At 35.9% G+C, this 19,811-nt stretch carries 19 protein-coding genes and 2 pseudogenes; 17 read left to right on the top strand and 4 right to left on the bottom strand.

Features of this window, described 5'->3' with window-relative positions; all coding sequences use genetic code 11:
• The first annotated feature begins 18 nt into the window (after positions 1–18).
• Together apbC and dcd are read left to right on the top strand one after the other, a co-directional pair.
• Positions 19–1,119 carry an iron-sulfur cluster carrier protein ApbC gene (gene apbC / locus IE155_RS16740; protein ID WP_189379406.1) on the top strand — a complete coding sequence of 367 codons (1,101 nt, stop codon included), beginning with the start codon at positions 19–21 and terminating at the stop codon, positions 1,117–1,119.
• A 94-nt stretch (positions 1,120–1,213) separates the two neighbouring features.
• Positions 1,214–1,810: a dCTP deaminase gene (gene dcd, locus IE155_RS16735; RefSeq protein ID WP_189379405.1), complete on the top strand. Its 597-nt coding sequence runs from the start codon at positions 1,214–1,216 to the stop codon at positions 1,808–1,810.
• Between the two features lie 68 nt (positions 1,811–1,878).
• On the opposite strand, the gene fdxA is transcribed toward dcd, so the two are convergent.
• A complete protein-coding gene (gene fdxA / locus IE155_RS16730) occupies positions 1,879–2,205 on the bottom strand; it encodes a ferredoxin FdxA (RefSeq protein ID WP_189379404.1) in 327 nt (108 codons plus the stop codon).
• 3 nt (positions 2,206–2,208) lie between these two features.
• Positions 2,209–2,343 (bottom strand): hypothetical protein, encoded by a 135-nt coding sequence (locus IE155_RS18085; RefSeq protein ID WP_268245259.1) that lies wholly within the window; start codon positions 2,341–2,343, stop codon positions 2,209–2,211.
• A gap of 24 nt (positions 2,344–2,367) precedes the next feature.
• On the opposite strand from IE155_RS18085, the gene IE155_RS16720 reads away from it, so the two are divergent.
• The 10 genes from IE155_RS16720 (at position 2,368) to IE155_RS16675 (ending at position 13,307) form a co-directional block, all read left to right on the top strand.
• A complete protein-coding gene (locus tag IE155_RS16720) occupies positions 2,368–4,035 on the top strand; it encodes an NAD(P)/FAD-dependent oxidoreductase (RefSeq protein WP_189379402.1) in 1,668 nt (555 codons plus the stop codon).
• A gap of 427 nt (positions 4,036–4,462) precedes the next feature.
• Positions 4,463–4,630, top strand: coding sequence for a hypothetical protein (locus IE155_RS16715; RefSeq protein ID WP_189379401.1), 168 nt, complete (start codon positions 4,463–4,465; stop codon positions 4,628–4,630).
• 226 nt (positions 4,631–4,856) lie between these two features.
• Entirely contained in the window at positions 4,857–6,767 is a 1,911-nt protein-coding gene (thrS, locus tag IE155_RS16710; RefSeq protein WP_189379400.1) for a threonine--tRNA ligase, read from the top strand.
• Between the two features lie 39 nt (positions 6,768–6,806).
• On the top strand, positions 6,807–7,370 hold the full coding sequence (gene infC / locus IE155_RS16705) for a translation initiation factor IF-3 (RefSeq protein WP_189379399.1): 564 nt from the start codon (positions 6,807–6,809) through the stop codon (positions 7,368–7,370).
• 185 nt (positions 7,371–7,555) lie between these two features.
• Entirely contained in the window at positions 7,556–7,750 is a 195-nt protein-coding gene (gene rpmI, locus IE155_RS16700; RefSeq protein ID WP_189379398.1) for a 50S ribosomal protein L35, read from the top strand.
• A 15-nt stretch (positions 7,751–7,765) separates the two neighbouring features.
• Positions 7,766–8,122: a 50S ribosomal protein L20 gene (gene rplT / locus IE155_RS16695; RefSeq protein ID WP_184422580.1), complete on the top strand. Its 357-nt coding sequence runs from the start codon at positions 7,766–7,768 to the stop codon at positions 8,120–8,122.
• A gap of 158 nt (positions 8,123–8,280) precedes the next feature.
• Positions 8,281–9,384 carry a phosphoribosylaminoimidazolesuccinocarboxamide synthase gene (locus IE155_RS16690; RefSeq protein ID WP_189379459.1) on the top strand — a complete coding sequence of 368 codons (1,104 nt, stop codon included), beginning with the start codon at positions 8,281–8,283 and terminating at the stop codon, positions 9,382–9,384.
• A 218-nt stretch (positions 9,385–9,602) separates the two neighbouring features.
• Entirely contained in the window at positions 9,603–10,586 is a 984-nt protein-coding gene (gene pheS / locus IE155_RS16685) for a phenylalanine--tRNA ligase subunit alpha (protein WP_189379458.1), read from the top strand.
• A gap of 12 nt (positions 10,587–10,598) precedes the next feature.
• The gene (pheT, locus tag IE155_RS16680) at positions 10,599–13,013 is read left to right on the top strand and encodes a phenylalanine--tRNA ligase subunit beta (RefSeq protein ID WP_189379397.1); all 2,415 of its coding nucleotides are present in this window, start codon (positions 10,599–10,601) and stop codon (positions 13,011–13,013) included.
• Positions 13,014–13,016: 3 nt separating this feature from the next.
• Entirely contained in the window at positions 13,017–13,307 is a 291-nt protein-coding gene (locus IE155_RS16675) for an integration host factor subunit alpha (RefSeq protein WP_189379396.1), read from the top strand.
• Between the two features lie 104 nt (positions 13,308–13,411).
• On the opposite strand, the gene IE155_RS16670 is transcribed toward IE155_RS16675, so the two are convergent.
• A complete protein-coding gene (locus tag IE155_RS16670; protein ID WP_189379395.1) occupies positions 13,412–13,939 on the bottom strand; it encodes a DUF2937 family protein in 528 nt (175 codons plus the stop codon).
• Between the two features lie 127 nt (positions 13,940–14,066).
• Between IE155_RS16670 and IE155_RS16665 the strand changes: the two genes are divergently transcribed.
• From IE155_RS16665 to IE155_RS16650, 4 genes are all read left to right on the top strand, one after another.
• Positions 14,067–15,860, top strand: coding sequence for an ABCB family ABC transporter ATP-binding protein/permease (locus IE155_RS16665; protein WP_189379394.1), 1,794 nt, complete (start codon positions 14,067–14,069; stop codon positions 15,858–15,860).
• Positions 15,853–16,425, top strand: coding sequence for a DUF1415 domain-containing protein (locus IE155_RS16660; protein ID WP_189379393.1), 573 nt, complete (start codon positions 15,853–15,855; stop codon positions 16,423–16,425). The genes IE155_RS16665 and IE155_RS16660 overlap by 8 nt, the downstream gene beginning before the upstream one ends.
• A 113-nt stretch (positions 16,426–16,538) precedes the next feature.
• The gene (locus IE155_RS16655; protein ID WP_189379392.1) at positions 16,539–17,327 is read left to right on the top strand and encodes a hypothetical protein; all 789 of its coding nucleotides are present in this window, start codon (positions 16,539–16,541) and stop codon (positions 17,325–17,327) included.
• Positions 17,328–17,341: 14 nt separating this feature from the next.
• Positions 17,342–18,178 (top strand): glucosaminidase domain-containing protein, encoded by an 837-nt coding sequence (locus IE155_RS16650; RefSeq protein WP_189379391.1) that lies wholly within the window; start codon positions 17,342–17,344, stop codon positions 18,176–18,178.
• Between the two features lie 70 nt (positions 18,179–18,248).
• On the opposite strand, the pseudogene ttcA reads toward IE155_RS16650, so the two are convergent.
• Positions 18,249–19,010 (bottom strand): annotated as a pseudogene (gene ttcA / locus IE155_RS16645) (tRNA 2-thiocytidine(32) synthetase TtcA); the annotation flags it as partial.
• Between the two features lie 458 nt (positions 19,011–19,468).
• On the opposite strand from ttcA, the pseudogene IE155_RS18175 reads away from it, so the two are divergent.
• Positions 19,469–19,811: pseudogene (locus IE155_RS18175) on the top strand (IS3 family transposase); the annotation flags it as partial.

The raw sequence follows: 19,811 nt of genomic DNA, 5'->3' as shown, positions 1-19,811 counted from the left end.
AACCGATGTTTTAAAATTATGTTTTCCAAATTATTTTCAAGTAAATCTCCATCTGACGAGCACAGCAAAACAATTCGCGACTTTTATCAAACGTATCAAAGCGACATTTTTCCTAAGGGTATTGCTGCAGTAACTGAATTAACCAAATTATCCGTTAAAAATAGTAATATTGTTTTATCAATTACAGTACCTTTTCCTTGTTTGGGCGAGTTAGCTATTTTTGCAGAGCAACTTTTAGCAAAGCATGAAATCTCGGTATTGATTGATGCAGAAGTAAAAATGATAAAAGTAAAAGAGCATGCAATTGAAGGTATTACCAATATAATTGCTATTTCTTCTGGAAAAGGAGGTGTAGGCAAGTCAACAACTGCGGTTAATCTTGCTTATGCATTACAAGAAGAAGGCGCGAATGTTGGTATTTTAGATGCCGATATTTACGGCCCATCTATCCCTAAAATGCTTGGTCTTGCAGGGCAGCGACTATCATCAATCGACGGTAAAAAAATGCAACCACTTGAGTCTGGTGGCCTAGCGGCTATGTCGATAGGTTTTTTAACCGATGAAAATGACGCTACCATTTGGCGAGGCCCTATGGCAAGTCGAGCTTTTGGACAATTACTTAATGAAACTGCTTGGTCTGATTTAGATTATTTAATTGTAGATATGCCACCAGGAACGGGTGACATTCAACTAACATTAGCACAGCAAGTACCTGTTGCTGCGGCAATTGTGATCACCACACCACAAGATATTGCTTTAAATGATGCGGTTAAGGGCTTAGCAATGTTTAAAGAAGTAAAGGTGCCTGTATTAGGTATTATTGAGAACATGAGTTATCACATTTGTGATAATTGTGGCGAAAAAAGCCATTTATTCGGACGCGATGGTGGCGTAAAAATTTCAACCAAATTTAATTGTGAATTATTAGGTCAGTTACCGCTTGATATTAGTATTTGCGAGAGTGCTGATCAGGGAAATTCACAGGTACTTGAAAATAGCACTGGTGAAGTAGCACTTCAATACCGTAGAATAGCGACAAAAATAGCCTCTGGACTATTTCATCAGTTGGATAAACGTAGTCCTTTAACCAAAGAAATACTGATTAAAACAGTAGACTAAAACATATTAACTAGTTTATTCGTCACTGATTAAAGAATATTATTAGTTTTATAGTCATAACGTTATTTGTAAAAATAAGATAAGAAGAACAACAATGAGATTGTGTGATAAAGATATTGAGACTTTACTTGAACAGGGCAAAATAATTATTGACCCTAAACCTGATAGTTCAATGATTTCAGGAGTAAGTGTTGATATTCGTTTAGGTAATGAATTTCGTGTATTTCAAGATCATACCGCTCCATATATTGATTTAAGTGGTCCTAAAGAAGAAATGCAAAAGGCCATGGACTCAGTCATGAGCGATGAAATTGTTATTCCTGATGGTGAAGCCTTCTTTTTGCACCCAGGAGAATTAGCACTTGCCGTGACTTATGAGTCAGTAACTTTACCTGATGATATTGTTGGTTGGTTAGATGGACGTTCATCACTTGCACGATTAGGGTTAATGGTTCATGTAACCGCACATCGTATTGATCCTGGTTGGTCAGGGCAAATAGTGTTGGAATTTTATAATAGTGGAAAGCTTCCTTTGGCTTTAAGACCTAAAATGAAAATAGCGGCATTAAATTTTGAAACTATGTCGTCTAGCGCATTACGCCCTTATAACAAAAGAAATGATGCTAAATACAAAGGTCAAATGGGAGCAGTAGCGAGCCGAATTAGTCAGGACGATACTGCTAGTAACTAGTTAAATATCACAGTTAATGAGTATAAGTTAATCAATTTATGTTCATTAACTGAGTCAATCAACTCAAATTAATCAATAAGGAGGTGCTTAATTTTATTAGGTACTCCATCCCACTTATTAGCATCAGCTGGAGGCGTTTTAACTTCTGTTATTCTTGGCCACACTTTCGCTAATTCTGCATTTAATTCAATAAATACTTTTTGATCTTCGGGGACATTATCCTCTTGATATATAGCATCAGCGGGGCATTCAACTGGGCATAAATCACAGTCAATGCAGTCGTCAGGGCTAATAGCAAGAAAATTAGGCCCTTCATAGAATGCGTCAGCAGGACATACCGCCACACAATCAGTATATTTGCATTTAATGCAATTGTCGGTAACCACAAAGGCCATATTCTACTCTTTTAAAACTAAAAATAACGAAGCAAAGAAAATCGAAGCGATCATACCTTGGAGTGAAACAATTTCAAACTCTTGATTTATCATCGGCGAGTGTTCAGGTAAAATATCGCCACTTTTACTTTTCATCACTTTGAATTTCTGGAATTCCATCATATGTTGCGTTTAACAAATATCAAATTAGCGCTTGATCATCAACCTGAACAATTACTACAAGCTATTTTAGATAAACTGGAGATCCAAGCAGAGCAATTAGTTGATTTCACTGTATTTAAACGGGGTTATGATGCTCGCCAGAAAAATAAAATTATCTTAATGTACACCCTCGATGTTAATACAACAATCAATGATGAATTACTTGAACGTTTTGAAAGCGATAATCAAGTAAAAGTTAGCCCTGATATGACTTATAAATTTGTAGGGCAAGCCCCCGAAGACATAAAGCAACGTCCAGTTGTGATAGGTTTTGGGCCGTGTGGATTATTTGTAGGTTTAGTATTAGCACAAATGGGCTTTAAACCCATTATTTTAGAACGTGGTAAAGAAGTACGAGAACGTACTAAAGATACTTTTAATTTTTGGCGTAAAAAAATACTAAATACCGAGTCAAATGTGCAATTTGGCGAGGGTGGCGCAGGCACATTTTCAGACGGTAAGCTTTATAGCCAAGTAAAAGATCCAAAACATTATGGTCGTAAGGTGTTACATGAGTTCGTAGACGCCGGCGCGCCGAGCGAAATTTTATATGTAAGTAAACCTCATATAGGCACCTTTAAGTTGGTGACAATGATTGAAAAAATGCGTGCAAAAATTATCGAGCTTGGCGGTGAAATTCGCTTTGAACAACGCGTTACTGATATTCATATGGAAGGTGTTGATGTTGAAAGTAATGTTGAAGGAACGAGCACTCAGCAAGTAACGGGTTTAACGCTTGCTACGGGGGAAGTGATTCATACCAATCATGTAGCATTAGCCATTGGTCATAGTGCGCGAGACACTTTTAAAATGTTAGTTGAAAAAAATGTTCATGTTGTTGCAAAGCCATTTTCTGTTGGTTTTAGGATAGAACATGAACAATCAGTTATTGATGAGGCGCGTTTTGGTCAAAATGCAGGCAACCCTATTTTAGGAGCTGCGGATTATAAATTAGTGCACCATTGTAAAAATGGTCGTAGTGTCTACAGCTTTTGTATGTGTCCTGGCGGAACTGTGGTTGCGGCAGCCTCAGAAGAAGGGCGTTTAGTGACCAATGGTATGAGCCAATACTCTCGTCATGAACGTAATGCTAACAGTGCTATCGTCGTTGGTATTGAGCCAAGTGATTTTACTTATGGCAGTGACGACCCTGAAAGGGAATCGAAAAATGTACTTGCAGGTATTGATTTTCAACGTCGTTTAGAAGAATACGCTTTTAAATTAGGGGGAGAAAACTACGATGCTCCAGTGCAGTTAGTCGGTGATTTTATCGCAGGTAGAAAAAGTGGTGAACACGGTGAAGTAACACCTTCTTATAAGCCGGGTGTAAAATATTGTGATTTAAGTGAAACTTTACCTAGCTACGCCATTGAAGCAATTCGTGAAGCATTACCTGCCTTTGAAAAGAAAATTAAAGGTTTTTCAATGAATGATGCGACATTAACTGCAGTAGAAACGAGAACATCATCACCTATTCAAATTACTCGCGATAAAGACTCTTTAGAAAGCCTCAATGTAAAAGGGTTATATCCAGCAGGGGAAGGTGCAGGATATGCTGGTGGTATTTTATCTGCAGGTATTGATGGAATTAAAGTTGCTGAAGCTATGGCTTTATCCATGTTGAAATAGCATAGAAAGAAAAGCTTGTATGGAGAAACGGCTTCTTTTCGTTTCTCCCAACTAATCTAGTGAAATTATCCCAGTAGCTGATGATTACTATACTTTTCCAGAGATACATCAACAATACGTTATAAACCTTTAATGTTATTGCTGTCTATTCTTTAATTAATCTGATTGTAATGTAGCTTATTTATTTATTTGATAGTGATAAATTAATGTATAACTGCTAATAAATTTATATCTTATGTTTAGCTTAATTATGAATTGATTTACTTATGTATAATACTTCTAACGTGATTTTAACTACTGCGATTTATGGTGGAACATGGTCAAAAAGTGACTATGGTAACGTAGATAGTTTAAATGATTATTTACGTAAACATTATCAAGGTACATTTTTAAAGATTGTTCATGACAAAGCAGGGGGTTTAAACAAATGACCTGCGATATATTTATGACAGCGGTTGATTATCTTGACGTTGATTCATTTGTTGAAGAGTTTTTAACGATTAAATGGCAAAAACCTGAACAAGCACAATTGATGATCAAATCCAATGTTGATACTGCATTTCAACTATACTCTCCAATCAGCCAAAAGATTTAAATTAAAAAATAGCGATACTTTGAGTGTTTTTGGTCGAAATATAGCAAAGCAAAATGAACATATTACTTCTAGTCATTGCAAATCATGGAAAATTCCCCTATATTGCCGAGCTCGATTTATTCTACAAGCTGAAATGGCTATCGAATACATCTAAAGAATTCATTTACTATTTATTATAAAAACTCAAGCGGCGCTTCGTGTGTGTCGCCACTGAAAAGGAAATAACATGCCTGTAATTACTCTCCCCGACGGTTCACAACGCTCTTTTGACTCAGCAGTTTCTGTAATGGATGTTGCGCTTGATATTGGCCCTGGTTTAGCTAAAGCTACTATTGCTGGTCGTATTAATGGAAACCTTGTCGATGCGTGCGAACTAATTACTGCTGATTCATCGTTGCAGTTAATCACTAGTAAAGACAGCGAAGGTTTAGAGATAATTCGTCATTCATGTGCACATTTATTAGGTCATGCAATAAAGCAACTTTACCCTAATGTAAAAATGGCTATCGGTCCAACCATTGAAAATGGCTTTTACTATGACGTTGATTTAGATGAGTCAATTACTGAAGATGACTTAGTTAAACTTGAAAAACGCATGACTGATTTAGCGCGTACAGGGTATGAAGTTGTTAAGAAAACAGGTTCTTGGCAAGATGCTTACGATGCATTTACAGAACGTGGTGAAACCTATAAGTTAGAAATTCTTGATCAAAACATCGAGAAAACTGACACGCCAGCGTTATATCATCATCAAGAATATATTGATATGTGTCGTGGGCCACATGTGCCGAGTATGCGTCATTGTCATCATTTTAAATTAATGAAGGTTGCAGGTGCTTATTGGCGTGGCAATTCTGACAATAAAATGTTGCAACGTATTTACGGCACAGCATGGGCTGATAAAAAGCAACTTAAAGCTTATATTGTTCGTTTAGCGGAAGCTGAAAAACGCGATCACCGTAAAATTGGTAAAACATTAGACTTATTTCATTGGCAAGAAGAAGCGCCGGGAATGGTGTTTTGGCACAATGACGGTTGGACTATCTATACTGAATTAGAAAAATTCGTACGTGAAAAATTACATGAGTATGATTACGACGAAGTAAAAGCTCCATTAATGATGGACCGTAGTCTGTGGGAAAAGTCTGGGCACTGGGATAAGTATGCAGATGGCATGTTTACTACCGAATCTGAAAAGCGTGAATATGCGATAAAACCCATGAACTGCCCAGGGCACGTACAAATATTTAATCAAGGCCTAAAATCGTACCGTGATTTACCGTTGCGTATAGCTGAGTTTGGTTGTTGTCACCGAAATGAACCATCTGGTTCTTTACATGGTTTAATGCGCGTTCGTGGTTTTACTCAAGATGATGCTCATATTTTTTGTATGGAATCACAAGTACAAGCCGAAGTCACTAAATGTATTGAGATGGTTTACGACGTATACGGTTCATTTGGCTTCGAAGATGTTATTGTTAAATTATCTACACGTCCAGAAAATCGCATTGGTAGTGATGAAATGTGGGATAAAGCTGAGCAAGGTTTAGCCCAAGCATTAACTGATAGTAATATTAAATTTGAATACTTACCGGGTGAAGGTGCTTTTTACGGACCTAAAATTGAATTTACTTTAATGGATTGTTTAGGTCGAGCTTGGCAATGTGGTACAGTACAACTAGATTTTGCTTTACCGGAGCGTTTAGGTGCTACTTATGTAGGTGAAGATAACGAACGTTATATTCCAGTAATGATTCACCGTGCCATTTTAGGTTCCCTTGAACGCTTTATCGGTATTTTAATTGAAGAGTACACAGGAAAATTTCCTACTTGGTTATCACCAATTCAAGCAACTGTAATGAATATTACCGACAAACAAGGTGAATATTGTGAAAAAGTTGTTAAAAAACTAAAAGAAAATGGATTTAGAGCAAAACTAGACTTGAGAAATGAGAAGATAGGCTTTAAAATCCGCGAGCACACTTTGAAGCGTGTTCCATATTTGTTAGTTGTAGGTGACAAAGAAATGGAAAATGGCGAAATTTCTATTCGCACACGAAGTGGCGAAGATTTAGGTAAAATGTCGGTTGAAGACTTTATCGCTAAATTAAGTGAAGAAGTTAGCTCTCGTAGCTAAGTTCTTGTTAATTTAACGGGCATTAGTAATTTTAGTTCTTTGGAGGAACAGACTATTAAGAATGGTCAAAAAGGCGGGCAATCAGAGCCAGCACATCGTTTAAATGAGTTAATCACAGGTATTCCGGGTAATGAAGTTCGTTTAATTAAGTTTGACGGCGAGCCTGGTGGCATAGTTACATTAGATGAAGCTATGGACCAAGCAGAGGACGCAGGTGTTGATCTTGTTGAAATTAGTCCAACAGCTAAACCTCCTGTTTGCCGTGTTATGGATTACGGCAAATTTCTTTACGAAAAAAGTAAAGAACAAAAAGAACAGCGTAAAAAGCAGAAACAAATACAGGTGAAGGAAATTAAATTCCGCCCTGGTACAGATGAAGGCGATTATCAAGTGAAATTACGTAGCTTGAAACGCTTTTTAGAGGATGGCGATAAAGTCAAAGTAACTTTACGCTTCCGTGGTCGCGAAATGGCCCACCAAGAGCTCGGTTTAGATCTTTTGACTCGTGTTAAAAACGATTTAGAAGAACTAACAGTAGTTGAGTTTTTCCCTCGTAGAGCGGAAGGGCGTCAAATGGTGATGGTTTTAGCACCAAAAAAATAATCAATAATTGGTATATGCAAGTAGTTAACAATTAAGGTTGTTAACTCACCATTATTGTTTTTAACGGGTAATTTTAGGCTTGAAAGTAAAATCACTTTATTTTAAAGCTGGTTTTCGCCTAAATTGCTAAATTTCAATGGCAACACTTAACTTCTTTGTTTTGTGTGAATGTGGAGTAATATTCAATGCCTAAAATGAAAACTAACAAAGGTGCTGCAAAGCGCTTTAAACCGACAGCGTCGGGCTACAAATTTAAACAAGCTGGTCTTCGTCATATTTTGACTAAGCGCCGTACTAAAGTTAAGCGTCATCTTCGTGCTAAATGCATGATCGCCGCAGCTGACATTAAGTCAGTTAAAAAACTTTTACGTCACGGTTAATAGGAGAGATATAAAATGGCAAGAGTTAAACGCGGTGTTGTAGCACGCGCACGTCATAAAAAAGTTCTAAAGCAAGCTAAAGGTTACTACGGTGCTCGTAGTCGCGTTTATCGCGTTGCTTTTCAAGCTGTAACTAAAGCTGGCCAATATGCTTACCGTGACCGTCGTCAACGTAAGCGTCAATTCCGTCAACTTTGGATTGCTCGTATAAATGCGGCAGCTCGTCAAAATGGTTTATCTTACAGCCGTTTCATTAATGGTCTTAAAAAGGCTTCTATTGAAATCGATCGTAAGATCCTAGCTGACATCGCAGTATATGATAAAGCAGCTTTCTCTGTATTAGTTGAAAAAGCGCAAGCTTCTTTAGCATAATCGAGATGACTATATGTGGAAAGGACGCTTAGGCGTCCTTTTCTGTTTTAACTTTTAGTTAAAGTGATTTGATAAATAGTTTTAATTAAACGTTAAATTTAATTTTCGCTAAGTGATTAATAAATTAGTTCGATTGGTATAATTAGAGAGCAATGCAAATGAATCTTGCTGATAAAGTACTTGCAGTAAATAATGATCTTCCTATTCGTACAAATAAACCTGTACACAGTGGTAAAGTGCGCAGTGTTTATTGGTTAACGGATACTGATAGCCGCCGTTTGATTGAAGAGAAAGGGTATGATGTGCCTAGCGACACGCCATTAGCGATTATGGTGATCAGTGATCGTATTTCTGCATTTGATTGTATCTGGCAGGGTGAAGGAGGTATGCGTGGTGTAGCTGGAAAAGGTGCGGCTCTGAACGCTATTTCAAATCACTGGTTTAAATTGTTTAAAGATAAAGGCTTAGCTGAAAGCCATATCCTTGATATTCCACATCCATTTATTTGGATTGTACAAAAAGCACAACCTGTAATGATTGAAGCTATTTGTCGTCAGTACATTACAGGGTCAATGTGGCGCTCTTATGAAAAAGGTGAGAGAAAATTCTGTGGCATTGAGTTACCAGAAGGACTGACAAAAGACAGTAAGCTTCCTAACTTATTACAAACTCCATCCACTAAGGGGATTTTAGAAGGTATTCCAGGTGTTCCTGCGGTTGATGACGTGAATGTTACCCGCAAAGATATTGAAGAAAACTTTGATAAATTCAACTTTAAATCTAAAGAAGACATTGCGCTTTATGAAAAGCTACTCGAAGACGGCTTTGATGTGATATCTAATGAACTTGCCCAATTAAATCAAATATTTGTTGATACGAAATTTGAATTTGGCTATGTCAAAGATAAAGCAGGTAATGATAAACTGATTTATATGGATGAAGTTGGAACCCCTGATTCTTCGCGTATTTGGGATGGCGAGCAATATAGTCAAGGTAACGTTGTTGAAAATTCAAAAGAAGGTTTCCGTCAGTTATTGCTTAATTATTTTCCTGATCCTGATATTTTATTAAATAAAGACAGAATGGATGAGCGTAATGCTTTAGCTCAAGAGAATGTATTGCCAACGGAAGTATTAATGCAAGTGTCTAAAACCTATATTGATATTGCTGAAAAAGTTACAGGCAAAAAAATTGTATTAAGTGATAACCCTAAAGCTGAAATTATTGATATATTGAAAAATCAATACCAATTAATTGATTAGATTCTTATTAAGAGAAGTTTGTGTAAAAAAGCCCGCATTTTTGCGGGTTTTTTATTAAGGAGTTTAAAGTAGTTATTGTACTTAATTTATTTATAATTCATTAAAAAATCAATATTTACCTCTACTTTTTGTTGTGTTTTTTGTGTAGAATCAGTGTCCATTTTTGTTGATAGATAAGTCTACCCAAAGCGTTGACATAAACGATCGCTTCAGAGGAAATCATGAATTTAGACGATATAATTTTGCAGGCAGAAAAAGACATAGCTGCTGCAACCGATCCCGCTGGGCTTGATCAAGTTCGCGTTAATTATTTAGGTAAAAAAGGTTTGTTTACGGAACAAATGAAAGGCTTAAGTCAGTTACCTAAAGAAGAAAAGCCTAAAGCAGGGCAAATCATTAATATTGCGAAACAACAAGTACAAAAGTTGTTAACAGAGCGCGGAGAGTTATTACGTGCAGAAGTAATTAAACAACAGTTAGCGGCTGAATCTATAGATGTAACCTTACCAGGACGCACAAGTGAAATGGGCGGTTTACATCCGGTCACTCGTACTATTGCGCGCATTGAAAGTTTTTTTGGTGATTTAGGTTTTTCTGTTAAGCAGGGGCCTGAAGTAGAAGATGATTTTCATAACTTTGATGCGTTAAATATTCCTGAGCACCATCCAGCTAGACAAGATCATGATACGTTTTATTTTAATCCTAAGTTAGTGCTACGTACACAAACTTCGGGTGTACAAATTCGCACGATGGAAAAAGAACAGCCACCATTGAGAATTATTTCGCCAGGTAAAGTTTATCGTAATGATTATGATCAAACACATACACCCATGTTTCATCAAGTTGAAGGCTTAATGGTAGACAAAGATGTGAGCTTTACGCATTTAAAAGGTATTTTACATGACTTTTTACATCACTTTTTTGAAGAAGAAGTAGAAATACGTTTTCGTCCATCATATTTCCCATTTACTGAACCATCAGCTGAAGTTGATATTATGGGGAAAAATGGTAAATGGCTTGAAGTTTTAGGCTGTGGCATGGTTCACCCTAATGTATTGAAGTCAGCCGGAATTGATCCCGAAATTTATACTGGATTTGCTTTTGGTATGGGGGTTGAGCGTTTAACTATGTTGCGCTACGGGGTGAATGACTTACGTGCATTCTTTGAAAATGATCTTCGCTTCTTAAAACAATTTAAGTAGGACTGCCAAATAATGAAATTTAGTGAATCTTGGTTAAGAGAGTGGGTTAGTCCTGCAATATCTTCAGATGAGTTAGCTCATCAAATTACAATGGCTGGCCTAGAAGTTGACGCTGTAGAGCCTGTTGCTGGTGAATTTACTGGTGTACTCATTGGTGAAGTGGTTGAATGTGGTCCACATCCTGATGCAGATAAATTACAAGTAACAAAAGTTAATTTAGGTCCAGATTACAATGATGGCGAATTAGCTGACATCGTATGTGGTGCTAAAAACTGTCGTTTAGGTTTAAAAGTAGCCGTTGCTACTGTTGGTGCGGTATTACCGGGTAATTTTAAAATTAAGAAAGCCAAACTTCGTGGCGTACCTTCTCATGGTATGTTGTGTAGCGAATCTGAAATTGGTTTAGCGGAAAACTCTGATGGTATAATGGAATTAGCGCAAGACGCACCTATTGGTATGTGTGTTCGTGAATATTTAGATTTAAATGACGTTACTATTGATGTTGATTTAACCGCTAATCGTGGTGATTGTTTAGGATTAAAGGGTTTAGCACGTGAAGTCGGCGTATTAAATGGTTTAACTGTAACTGAACCGACAATTACGTCAGTTGTACCAACTATTGACGATACCCGTGATATTACCATTACTGCCGGTGAGGCTTGCCCTCGTTATTTAGGGCGAGTCATCAAAAATATTAATGTTAATGCGCAAACACCATTATGGATGGTTGAAAAGCTTCGCCGTTGTGGTACACGATCTATAGATCCTGTAGTAGACGTTACTAATTATGTATTGCTTGAACTAGGTCACCCAATGCATGCCTTTGATTTGTCAAAAATTGACGGCGGTATTAATGTTCGTTATGCCAATGAAGGTGAAAAGCTAGTATTACTTGATGAAAATGAAGTAACGCTTTCAAGCCAAACCTTAGTTATTGCTGATAGCGACAGTCAAAGTAACGGTAAAGCATTGGCTATGGCCGGTATTTTTGGTGGTTTACACTCAGGTGTTACTAACGAATCAAAAGATATCTTTTTAGAAAGTGCTTTCTTTGCGCCTTTAGCGATATTAGGTAAAGCACGTCAATATGGTTTACATACGGATGCTTCGCACCGTTATGAGCGTGGCGTCGACCCGCAAATGCAACGAGATGCGATGGAACGTGCTACACAGCTATTGTTAGAAATTGTTGGTGGTGAAGCAGGCCCTATTGTTGAAGCTAAACATGAGCAGCATATACCGCAAGCAAGAACGGTTACTTTACGTCGTGAAAAGCTTGATAGTCGTATTGGTCATCATATCCAAGACAGTAATGTAAATGATATTTTAACTCGTTTAGGCTTTGATGTTAACTTTGCAAATGATTTATGGACAGTGAATGTACCCGCTTATCGTTTTGATATTTCAATTGAAGTTGACTTAATTGAAGAAATTGCGCGTATTTATGGTTATAACAATATTCCTAATGTATCGCCACAAGCAACACTGGCTATGCGTGAGCAAAAAGAAGCGAACTTATCACTATCATCTATGCGTGAAACTTTAGTGAATCGTGGCTACCAAGAAGCCATAACTTATAGTTTTGTAGATCCTAAGGTACAACGCTTGATTCACCCTGAACAAGAGGTAATGACGTTACCGCATCCTATTTCTTCTGAAATGTCTGAAATGCGAGTGAGTTTATGGACCGGGTTATTGCAAACTGTTGTTTATAATCAAAACAGACAACAATCTCGGGTGCGCTTATTTGAAACTGGCTTACGTTTTATTCCTGATGAAACAGCTGAAAATGGAGTACGTCAACAAGCTTTGCTTTCCGGTGTGATTAGTGGTTCTCGTCAAAACGAGCATTGGTCAATGGAAAAGGCGGCAGCTGATTTTTATGATATTAAAGCTGATGTTGAATCATTAATATCATTAACTTCGGATGTTTCATCATTTGAATTTTCTTCAGCAGAAATATCTGCTCTTCATCCAGGACAAACCGCAGCGATACAGAGAAATGGTCGCTTAGTAGGGTATGTTGGTAGTTTACATCCTGAATTAGAACGAAAATTAGGTCTTAATGGACGTACATTAATTTTTGAGCTATTGTTGGATGAAATTTCAACAAGAAAAATACCTGAAGCCAGCGATATATCTCGCTTTCCGTCAAATAGACGTGACATTGCAGTGATAGTCGAAGAGAAAATTGATGCAAAAAAAGTGTTACAACTCATTGAAAAGGTTGGCGGAAATTTTCTAATTGATCTAAACTTGTTCGATGTATACCAAGGTAACGGTATCGAACCTGGCTTTAAGAGTTTGGCAATTGCTATGATTTTGCAAGATACAGAAAAAACGCTTGAAGAAAAAGACATTACTGATGTAGTAAATCGTGTGGTCGATACATTAAAAGATGAACTAAATGCATCACTGAGGGATTAAGCAATGGCGCTAACTAAAGCAGAAATCGCAGAACACTTATTTGAGAAAGTCGGGCTAAGTAAGCGAGACTCCAAAGATATGGTTGAATTATTTTTCGAAGAAATTCGAGAAATGTTAGAAAGTGGAGAACAGGTAAAACTGTCAGGTTTTGGGAACTTTGATCTACGTGAGAAAAGTGAACGTCCTGGTCGCAATCCTAAAACAGGCGAAGATATTCCAATTTCTGCACGTAAAGTTGTTACTTTTAGACCCGGTCAAAAATTGAAAAGCCGAGTTGAAGATGGAAATGGCTAAGGCTACTAATATTTATTCGTTGTCATTATAAATCAATATTTTGTACTTATAATGTTGTAAATCACGGCGAAATTTAAAGCACAAGAACTTTTCTTGTGCTTTTTTTATGCATTTTTTGTGGAAACGCTAACTTTAGTGGTCAGTAGTTTTTTCCCACTGAGATAGAGTGTATTGAGTAATGTTGATAATAATAAGCTTAAGAACACTCCTGTGATGATTGCGTTAAGCTCTAAAGGGATAGCAGGAACAAAACGAATTAGTGTATCAGAGGCTTTTTCTAGATCTATATGTGCTACAAAGTAAAAAATTCTCTGCACATAGCTACCATTTTCTAAGTTAAAAAGTTGTTGTTGATAAGCATTAACACTCTCTACATTATGCGATATCACAGTCGACATTTGTTGTATAGCTTTATCTGTATTATTTTTAAATGCGGTTATAAGTTGTTCAAGACTTCCTTGATATTGCATATCTGCAATAAGTTGATATTGGGTAAGGTGTTCTTTTGCTTCGTTTAATTGTCCCGATAAATACTGACGATAAGCATTGATAAAAGCTGGTATCTGAATACCTATGATAAACATTAAGGTAAATAATGTTTTATCAATTAAGTTGAATATTAATTTAAACATAATAAGTAACCTATCATATAGAGCATTAAACAATATAATTTTATTTGAAGACGTTTATTAAATGTAGTTTCTCCTGTGCAATAAAATGCTAATATAGTTACTATATATTTTATGCATAGAGATTAACTTGCGCCGACATTCCTACCCTGAACGTGAAGTTGACACTATTGATTGGCGAGTTTTTTCTTCGTTACTACCTTATCTTTTTGAATTCAAAGTTCGCATCTTGTTGGCATTATCATGCTTGGTTTTAACTAAAATAGCGAGTGTCTATTTGCCGTTTGTTATTAAGGATATCGTTGATACCTTAGATAAGCAATTAGAGGAAAATATATTATTAGTACCATTTGCTTTGGTAATCACTTATGGATTAGTACGCTTTTCAATTGTCCTATTAGCTGAGGTGCGTGACACTTTATTTGGTCGAGTTACCGAAAGAGCGATTAGACGAATAGGGCTAAAAGTTTTTAAGCACTTGCATCAACTAGATTTAGATTTTCACCTTGATCGTCAAACAGGTGGTTTATCTAGGGACATAGATCGTGGTACCTCAGGTATAAGCTTTTTAATGCGCTTTATGGTTTTTAATATTGTTCCTACATTGTTAGAAATTGTGATGGTGATCGGAATCCTCTGGTATAACTATGGGATTTGGTTTGCACTAATAACTGCTATCTCTATTGTTAGTTATGGTTATTTTTCTATTTATGCTACAGAGTGGCGAACCGGTTATATACGGGCCGCCAACAAAGCTGATTCGTCGAGTAATACACGCGCTATTGATAGTTTATTGAATTATGAAACCGTTAAATACTTTTCTAATGAGGAATATGAAGCCCAAGCCTATGATCAACAATTATCAGATTGGGAAAAAGCCAAAATACAAAATAGATTATCGCTCTTCGCTTTAAATGGTGGTCAGGCATTTATCATTTCGTTATCAATGACAGCGATGCTAGCATTAGCTGCTTATCAAGTAACATATAATGAAATGACGTTAGGTGATTTTGTCTTAATCAATGCATTTATGATGCAGTTATTTATGCCTTTAAACTTTCTTGGGTTTGTATATCGTGAAATTAAAGGCTCTTTAGCCAATATTGAACATATGTTCTCATTAATGGCGCGAGTGCCAAAAGTAGTTGATCAACCTAATGCTCCAGATATTGAAATCAGCGATGCCGTAATCGAGTTTAATCAAGTGCATTTTGGTTACAGTAACAAGCGAGAAATTTTAAAAAATGTATCGTTTAAAGTTGATAAAGGTCAAAAGGTAGCTGTAGTTGGAGAGAGTGGTTCAGGTAAATCAACCTTAGTAAAGTTATTATTCCGCTTTTATGACTGTGTTCAAGGTGATATTACTATAGATAAACAAAATATCTGCTTGTTAACGCAGAGTAGTGTTCGACAACATATTGGCATTGTTCCTCAAGATACCGTGCTTTTTAATGATACTATTTTCGAAAATGTAAAATATGGTAATCCATTAGCGTCTGATGAAGCTGTTAGACACGCAATAGAGCTCGCGCATTTGAGTGATTTTATTGCGGCTTTACCAGATAAAGAAAATACACAAGTAGGAGAGCGAGGATTAAAGCTGTCAGGAGGTGAAAAGCAACGAGTTGCAATTGCACGGACTATACTAAAGGGACCTGAAATTTTAGTATTTGATGAAGCAACATCTTCTTTAGATAGCCATTCAGAACAAGCTATTTTAAACGCCTTAAGAGACGTTGCCAAAGGGCACTCTAGTTTAGTGATAGCGCACCGATTATCAACTATTGTTGATGCTGACAATATTGTTGTTTTACATCGAGGGGAAGTTGTTGAGCAAGGTAACCATCAAGAATTATTAGCACATAGGGGGCGATATTTTACCATGTGGCAATTGCAACAATCTAATCGTGATAATTATGAATAAAGATTTATTATCAAATATTGCTGTGAATGAAGCGGGTTATCAAACGGTTAAAAAAACTCGAGAATGGATAAGCCAAGTGATTGTAGGGCTTAATTTTTGTCCTTTCGCTAAAAAAGAATTAGTAAACAATAGCATTTATTATTATGTAACTAGCCAACAAAAAATTAAAAAAGCATTAATAGAATTTAAGCAACAATGCCAATACTTACATGCTCATCCTGAAATAGAAACTAGTTTACTTATTTTTGAACAGGGATTTGATGATTTTCAACGTTATCTTGATTTAGTTGATTATTGCAATGATATAGTTATTGATGAGGGCTTTGAAGGTATTTTTCAAATTGCTAGCTTTCATCCTTTATATTGCTTTGAGGGAGAAAGTTTTGATGATGCGGCCAATTATACTAATCGCTCTCCATATCCTACGCTTCATCTGATCCGTGAAAAAAGCATGGAAAAAGTGTTAACGGTGTATAAAAATCCAGAACAAATTCCAGAAGATAATATTAAAATTTCCCGAGAAAAAGGGCTGCTTTTTTTTGAGAATATATTGAAACGCTTATAGGTTTTTAAAATTAATGTAATTGTCGACACACTGCTATTACTGACATAACTATTTTATATTAGGTATAATAGCTATGTCAGTTTTATAAAAAGAATAAAAGGTAGCTTTAATTCGTGGAAAAAGATGCGGTTATACAAGTAGGTGGTGATTTAGAAGAATCACTTAAAGGGAATTATAAAATTAATGCTAAATCCATTATTGGGGAAGCATGGGCATTAACTCAAAAGTCACGAGTCTCTATTAATTTAGGCATTTTGTTCTGTTTATTTTTGTCCGGCTTACTATTTTTTGTTGTGGCAAGTTATTTTGGTGATATCAAGATGATGGCTGAAAATCCACAAGCAAATTTTGCGGTAAATATTTTAGTCACGTTATTAGTATCCCCATTTTTAGTAGGAATTGAGATGATGGGGATTTTTCATGCTGTAGGCCTTAAAACTCATCCTAAAACCTTGTTTGCTTTTTTGAGCAAAGGTAGTCTCGTTGCTGTATGTGCTTTGCTTTCATCCATGCTGATATCATTAGGGCTAAGTTTATTTATCTTACCAGGGTTATATTTATTAGTCGCTTTATCTTTAGTACTGCCCTTAGTGGTTGAAAAGGGGTTTACGCCATTTAAAGCGATTACAATTTCATTGAAGGTAACCCGTTTTCAATGGTTGTCTATTTTTACGGTTTACGCTGTTTTATTTGTCGGACTTGTTTTTGCTTTTATGCCATTTATTTTATTGGCTGGTTCATCTGTACAATTAATTGGAGGGATGTTTTTCTTTTTTGCGATGAGTTATTTAGCACCTCTTTTTTATAATGTTAAAGGCATATTGTATCGAGAAATATTTGGAATGAAAATCGCTGTTAAAGCCGGTGATAAACCTGCTGATGATAATATATTCTCGGCTTAAAGGATTAGGAAAATATGATTAAATTACGTATTGTTTTATTAGTTATACTGAGCTTTATTTTTCTCTATTCATTGTTGTATCCTTTTATTCAACAAGACGAATCAGAAATAGATGCTTCAAAAGATAGCACTATTAGCAAAGAGCCAGTTATAGAGAAAGAACAGCCATTACACAATGTTAATTTACCTGACTTTAGTGCTATTAAAAATGTTAAAACTAAAAAAAGGCAATTTTTTAACTTTATAGAGCCCGCTGTTAATAAAGAAAACAATCACATAATGTCGTTAAGGAAACAACTATTAGCAATCAAATCCAAGGTAGTTAATGGCGAAACGATAGAGCAAAATGAATTTGATTTTATTCAACAATTAAGTAAAGAGTATAGAGTTAATGCAAAGGAAACTAATAAGCAAATAAATGCGCTTTTAACTAAAGTAGATGTTATTCCTAAGGCATTAGTTTTGGTTCAAGCAGCTAATGAATCGGCTTGGGGAACGTCTCGCTTTGCTCGTATCGGATTAAATTTCTTTGGTGTTTGGTGTTTTACTGAAGGTTGTGGCATGGTGCCTAATAGTAGGGATGAAGATGCAGATCATGAAGTTGCTGCGTATACATCTGTTAAGCAAGCGGTAAAGCGATATTTACATAATATCAATACTAACAGTGCTTATAGTGTTTTTCGAAATATTAGAAAAAATCTTCGAGATAATCAACAACCCTTAGTACCAGAAGTATTAGCAACTGGTTTGATACCTTATTCAGAACGAGGCAGTGATTATGTTGAAGAAATCACTGATATGCTGCGTCATAATCAAGGGTATTTTGTTCCAGAGGTTGGTATAATTGATTAAAAGCTAGAGAATGTAACGATATTACATTCTCTATGCCGTCATCAATGAGAGGGAGATTCACATTCAATTATTAATTAGTTTGATAAGTAATATCAATAATCAGTGATTCATCAATATTTGTTGATGAAACGAGTTCTTTAGAAAATTCGTAGGTATCTTTTTCAACCGTTCTATCTATCGGTAAATTTATAAAATCAAATAAGTTGGTATCGGCTAATTGGCTTGGACTCACATTTTTGATGGATTTGAAAATATTTTCAATTCTTCCGGGCGTAGCAAGTTCCCATTCAGTTAGCATTGCTTTAATATTTTGTCGTTGAAGGTTTTCTTGTGAACCACATAGATTACAAGGAATAATAGGGTATTCTTTAAAATTAGCTAGTTTTATCAGGTCAGCTTCTCGGCAATAACTTAATGGGCGTATCACGGTATTTCTTAGATCATCAGAGCGCAATTTTGGCGGCATTGCTTTCAATTTAGCGCCAAAAAACATATTTAAAAACAAGGTTTCAACAATGTCATCCATGTGATGGCCAAGTGCTATTTTAGTTGCACCAATTTCTTCAGCAAATGAATATAAGGTGCCACGACGTAATCGTGAACATAGTCCACAAGTGGTTTTACCTTCTGGCACTTTTGCTTTAACTACTGAATAAGTATCTTTATCGACAATATAATAGGGAATATCTAGTGATTCGAAGTATGCCGGTAATATATGCGCAGGGAACCCAGGTTGCTTTTGGTCTAAATTAACAGCTATTATTTTAAAGTCGATAGGCGCGGCTTTTTGTAAGCTGAGTAAAATATCTAGCATGGCAAATGAGTCTTTACCTTATGTGCAATACATTTTTTAAATAATGTCATTTATTTTCTAATTCCCTCTAAAGATATAACTTCTATTTATTTAAAAGGTTTCTAAAAATAACTATTTATGGAAATCTTATTGAATATTGCAAAAAAAGTATCTTTTTATATATAAATATACTTTCCATTTTAAGGCGTATCCAGGGCGTCTTTACCAGTCAATTTCTAATATGGGAAAATATTTGATTTTCTAAAGTTTTCAGGTTTACGGAGCTATATAATATAATCCAAAGATCTAATAATTGACGCGTTGTTTTATTTGACATCAAACGTTAGAAATACTTATATAGATAGAAACTCAACTTGATTTCACTTTACTCATAATCTAAAAACTAAGCTTTAATGTTTTCTTCTATACCTGATAAAAACCATTGTACTGTTTGTTTACACAGTACAATGGTTTTTATGAAAATTATTCCTATATAAATTGAAGCAGGCATATCAGGCTTTGAATCTCCTGTGGCTGAATATAAAGAACTTAACCTTTCATTAGAGTAATTATTGCTTCTGCACCCTAATGCTACTTTTTTTTGATTTGCTAACGGCCGCTCTATCAAAGCAAGCTATGTTGAAAGTGGTGGTGTTTATGGTAGCCCACGTATTACGCATGAGCTACGCCGTCAGGGTGAAAGCTGTAGTGAAAATCGAGTTGCTCGCTTAATGAAACAAGCTAAGCTCAAAGCAAGTATTGGCTACAAACGTCGCTACTTTAAGTCATCCGTACCAGCATTGATTGCTGATAACCATTTACAGCAACAGTTTGTTGTAT

Origin of the sequence: Thalassotalea profundi, from assembly GCF_014653195.1 — a bacterium.
GTDB classification, from domain to species: Bacteria; Pseudomonadota; Gammaproteobacteria; order Enterobacterales; family Alteromonadaceae; genus Thalassotalea_B; species Thalassotalea_B profundi.
This window is presented reverse-complemented; position numbering and strand designations above follow the sequence as displayed.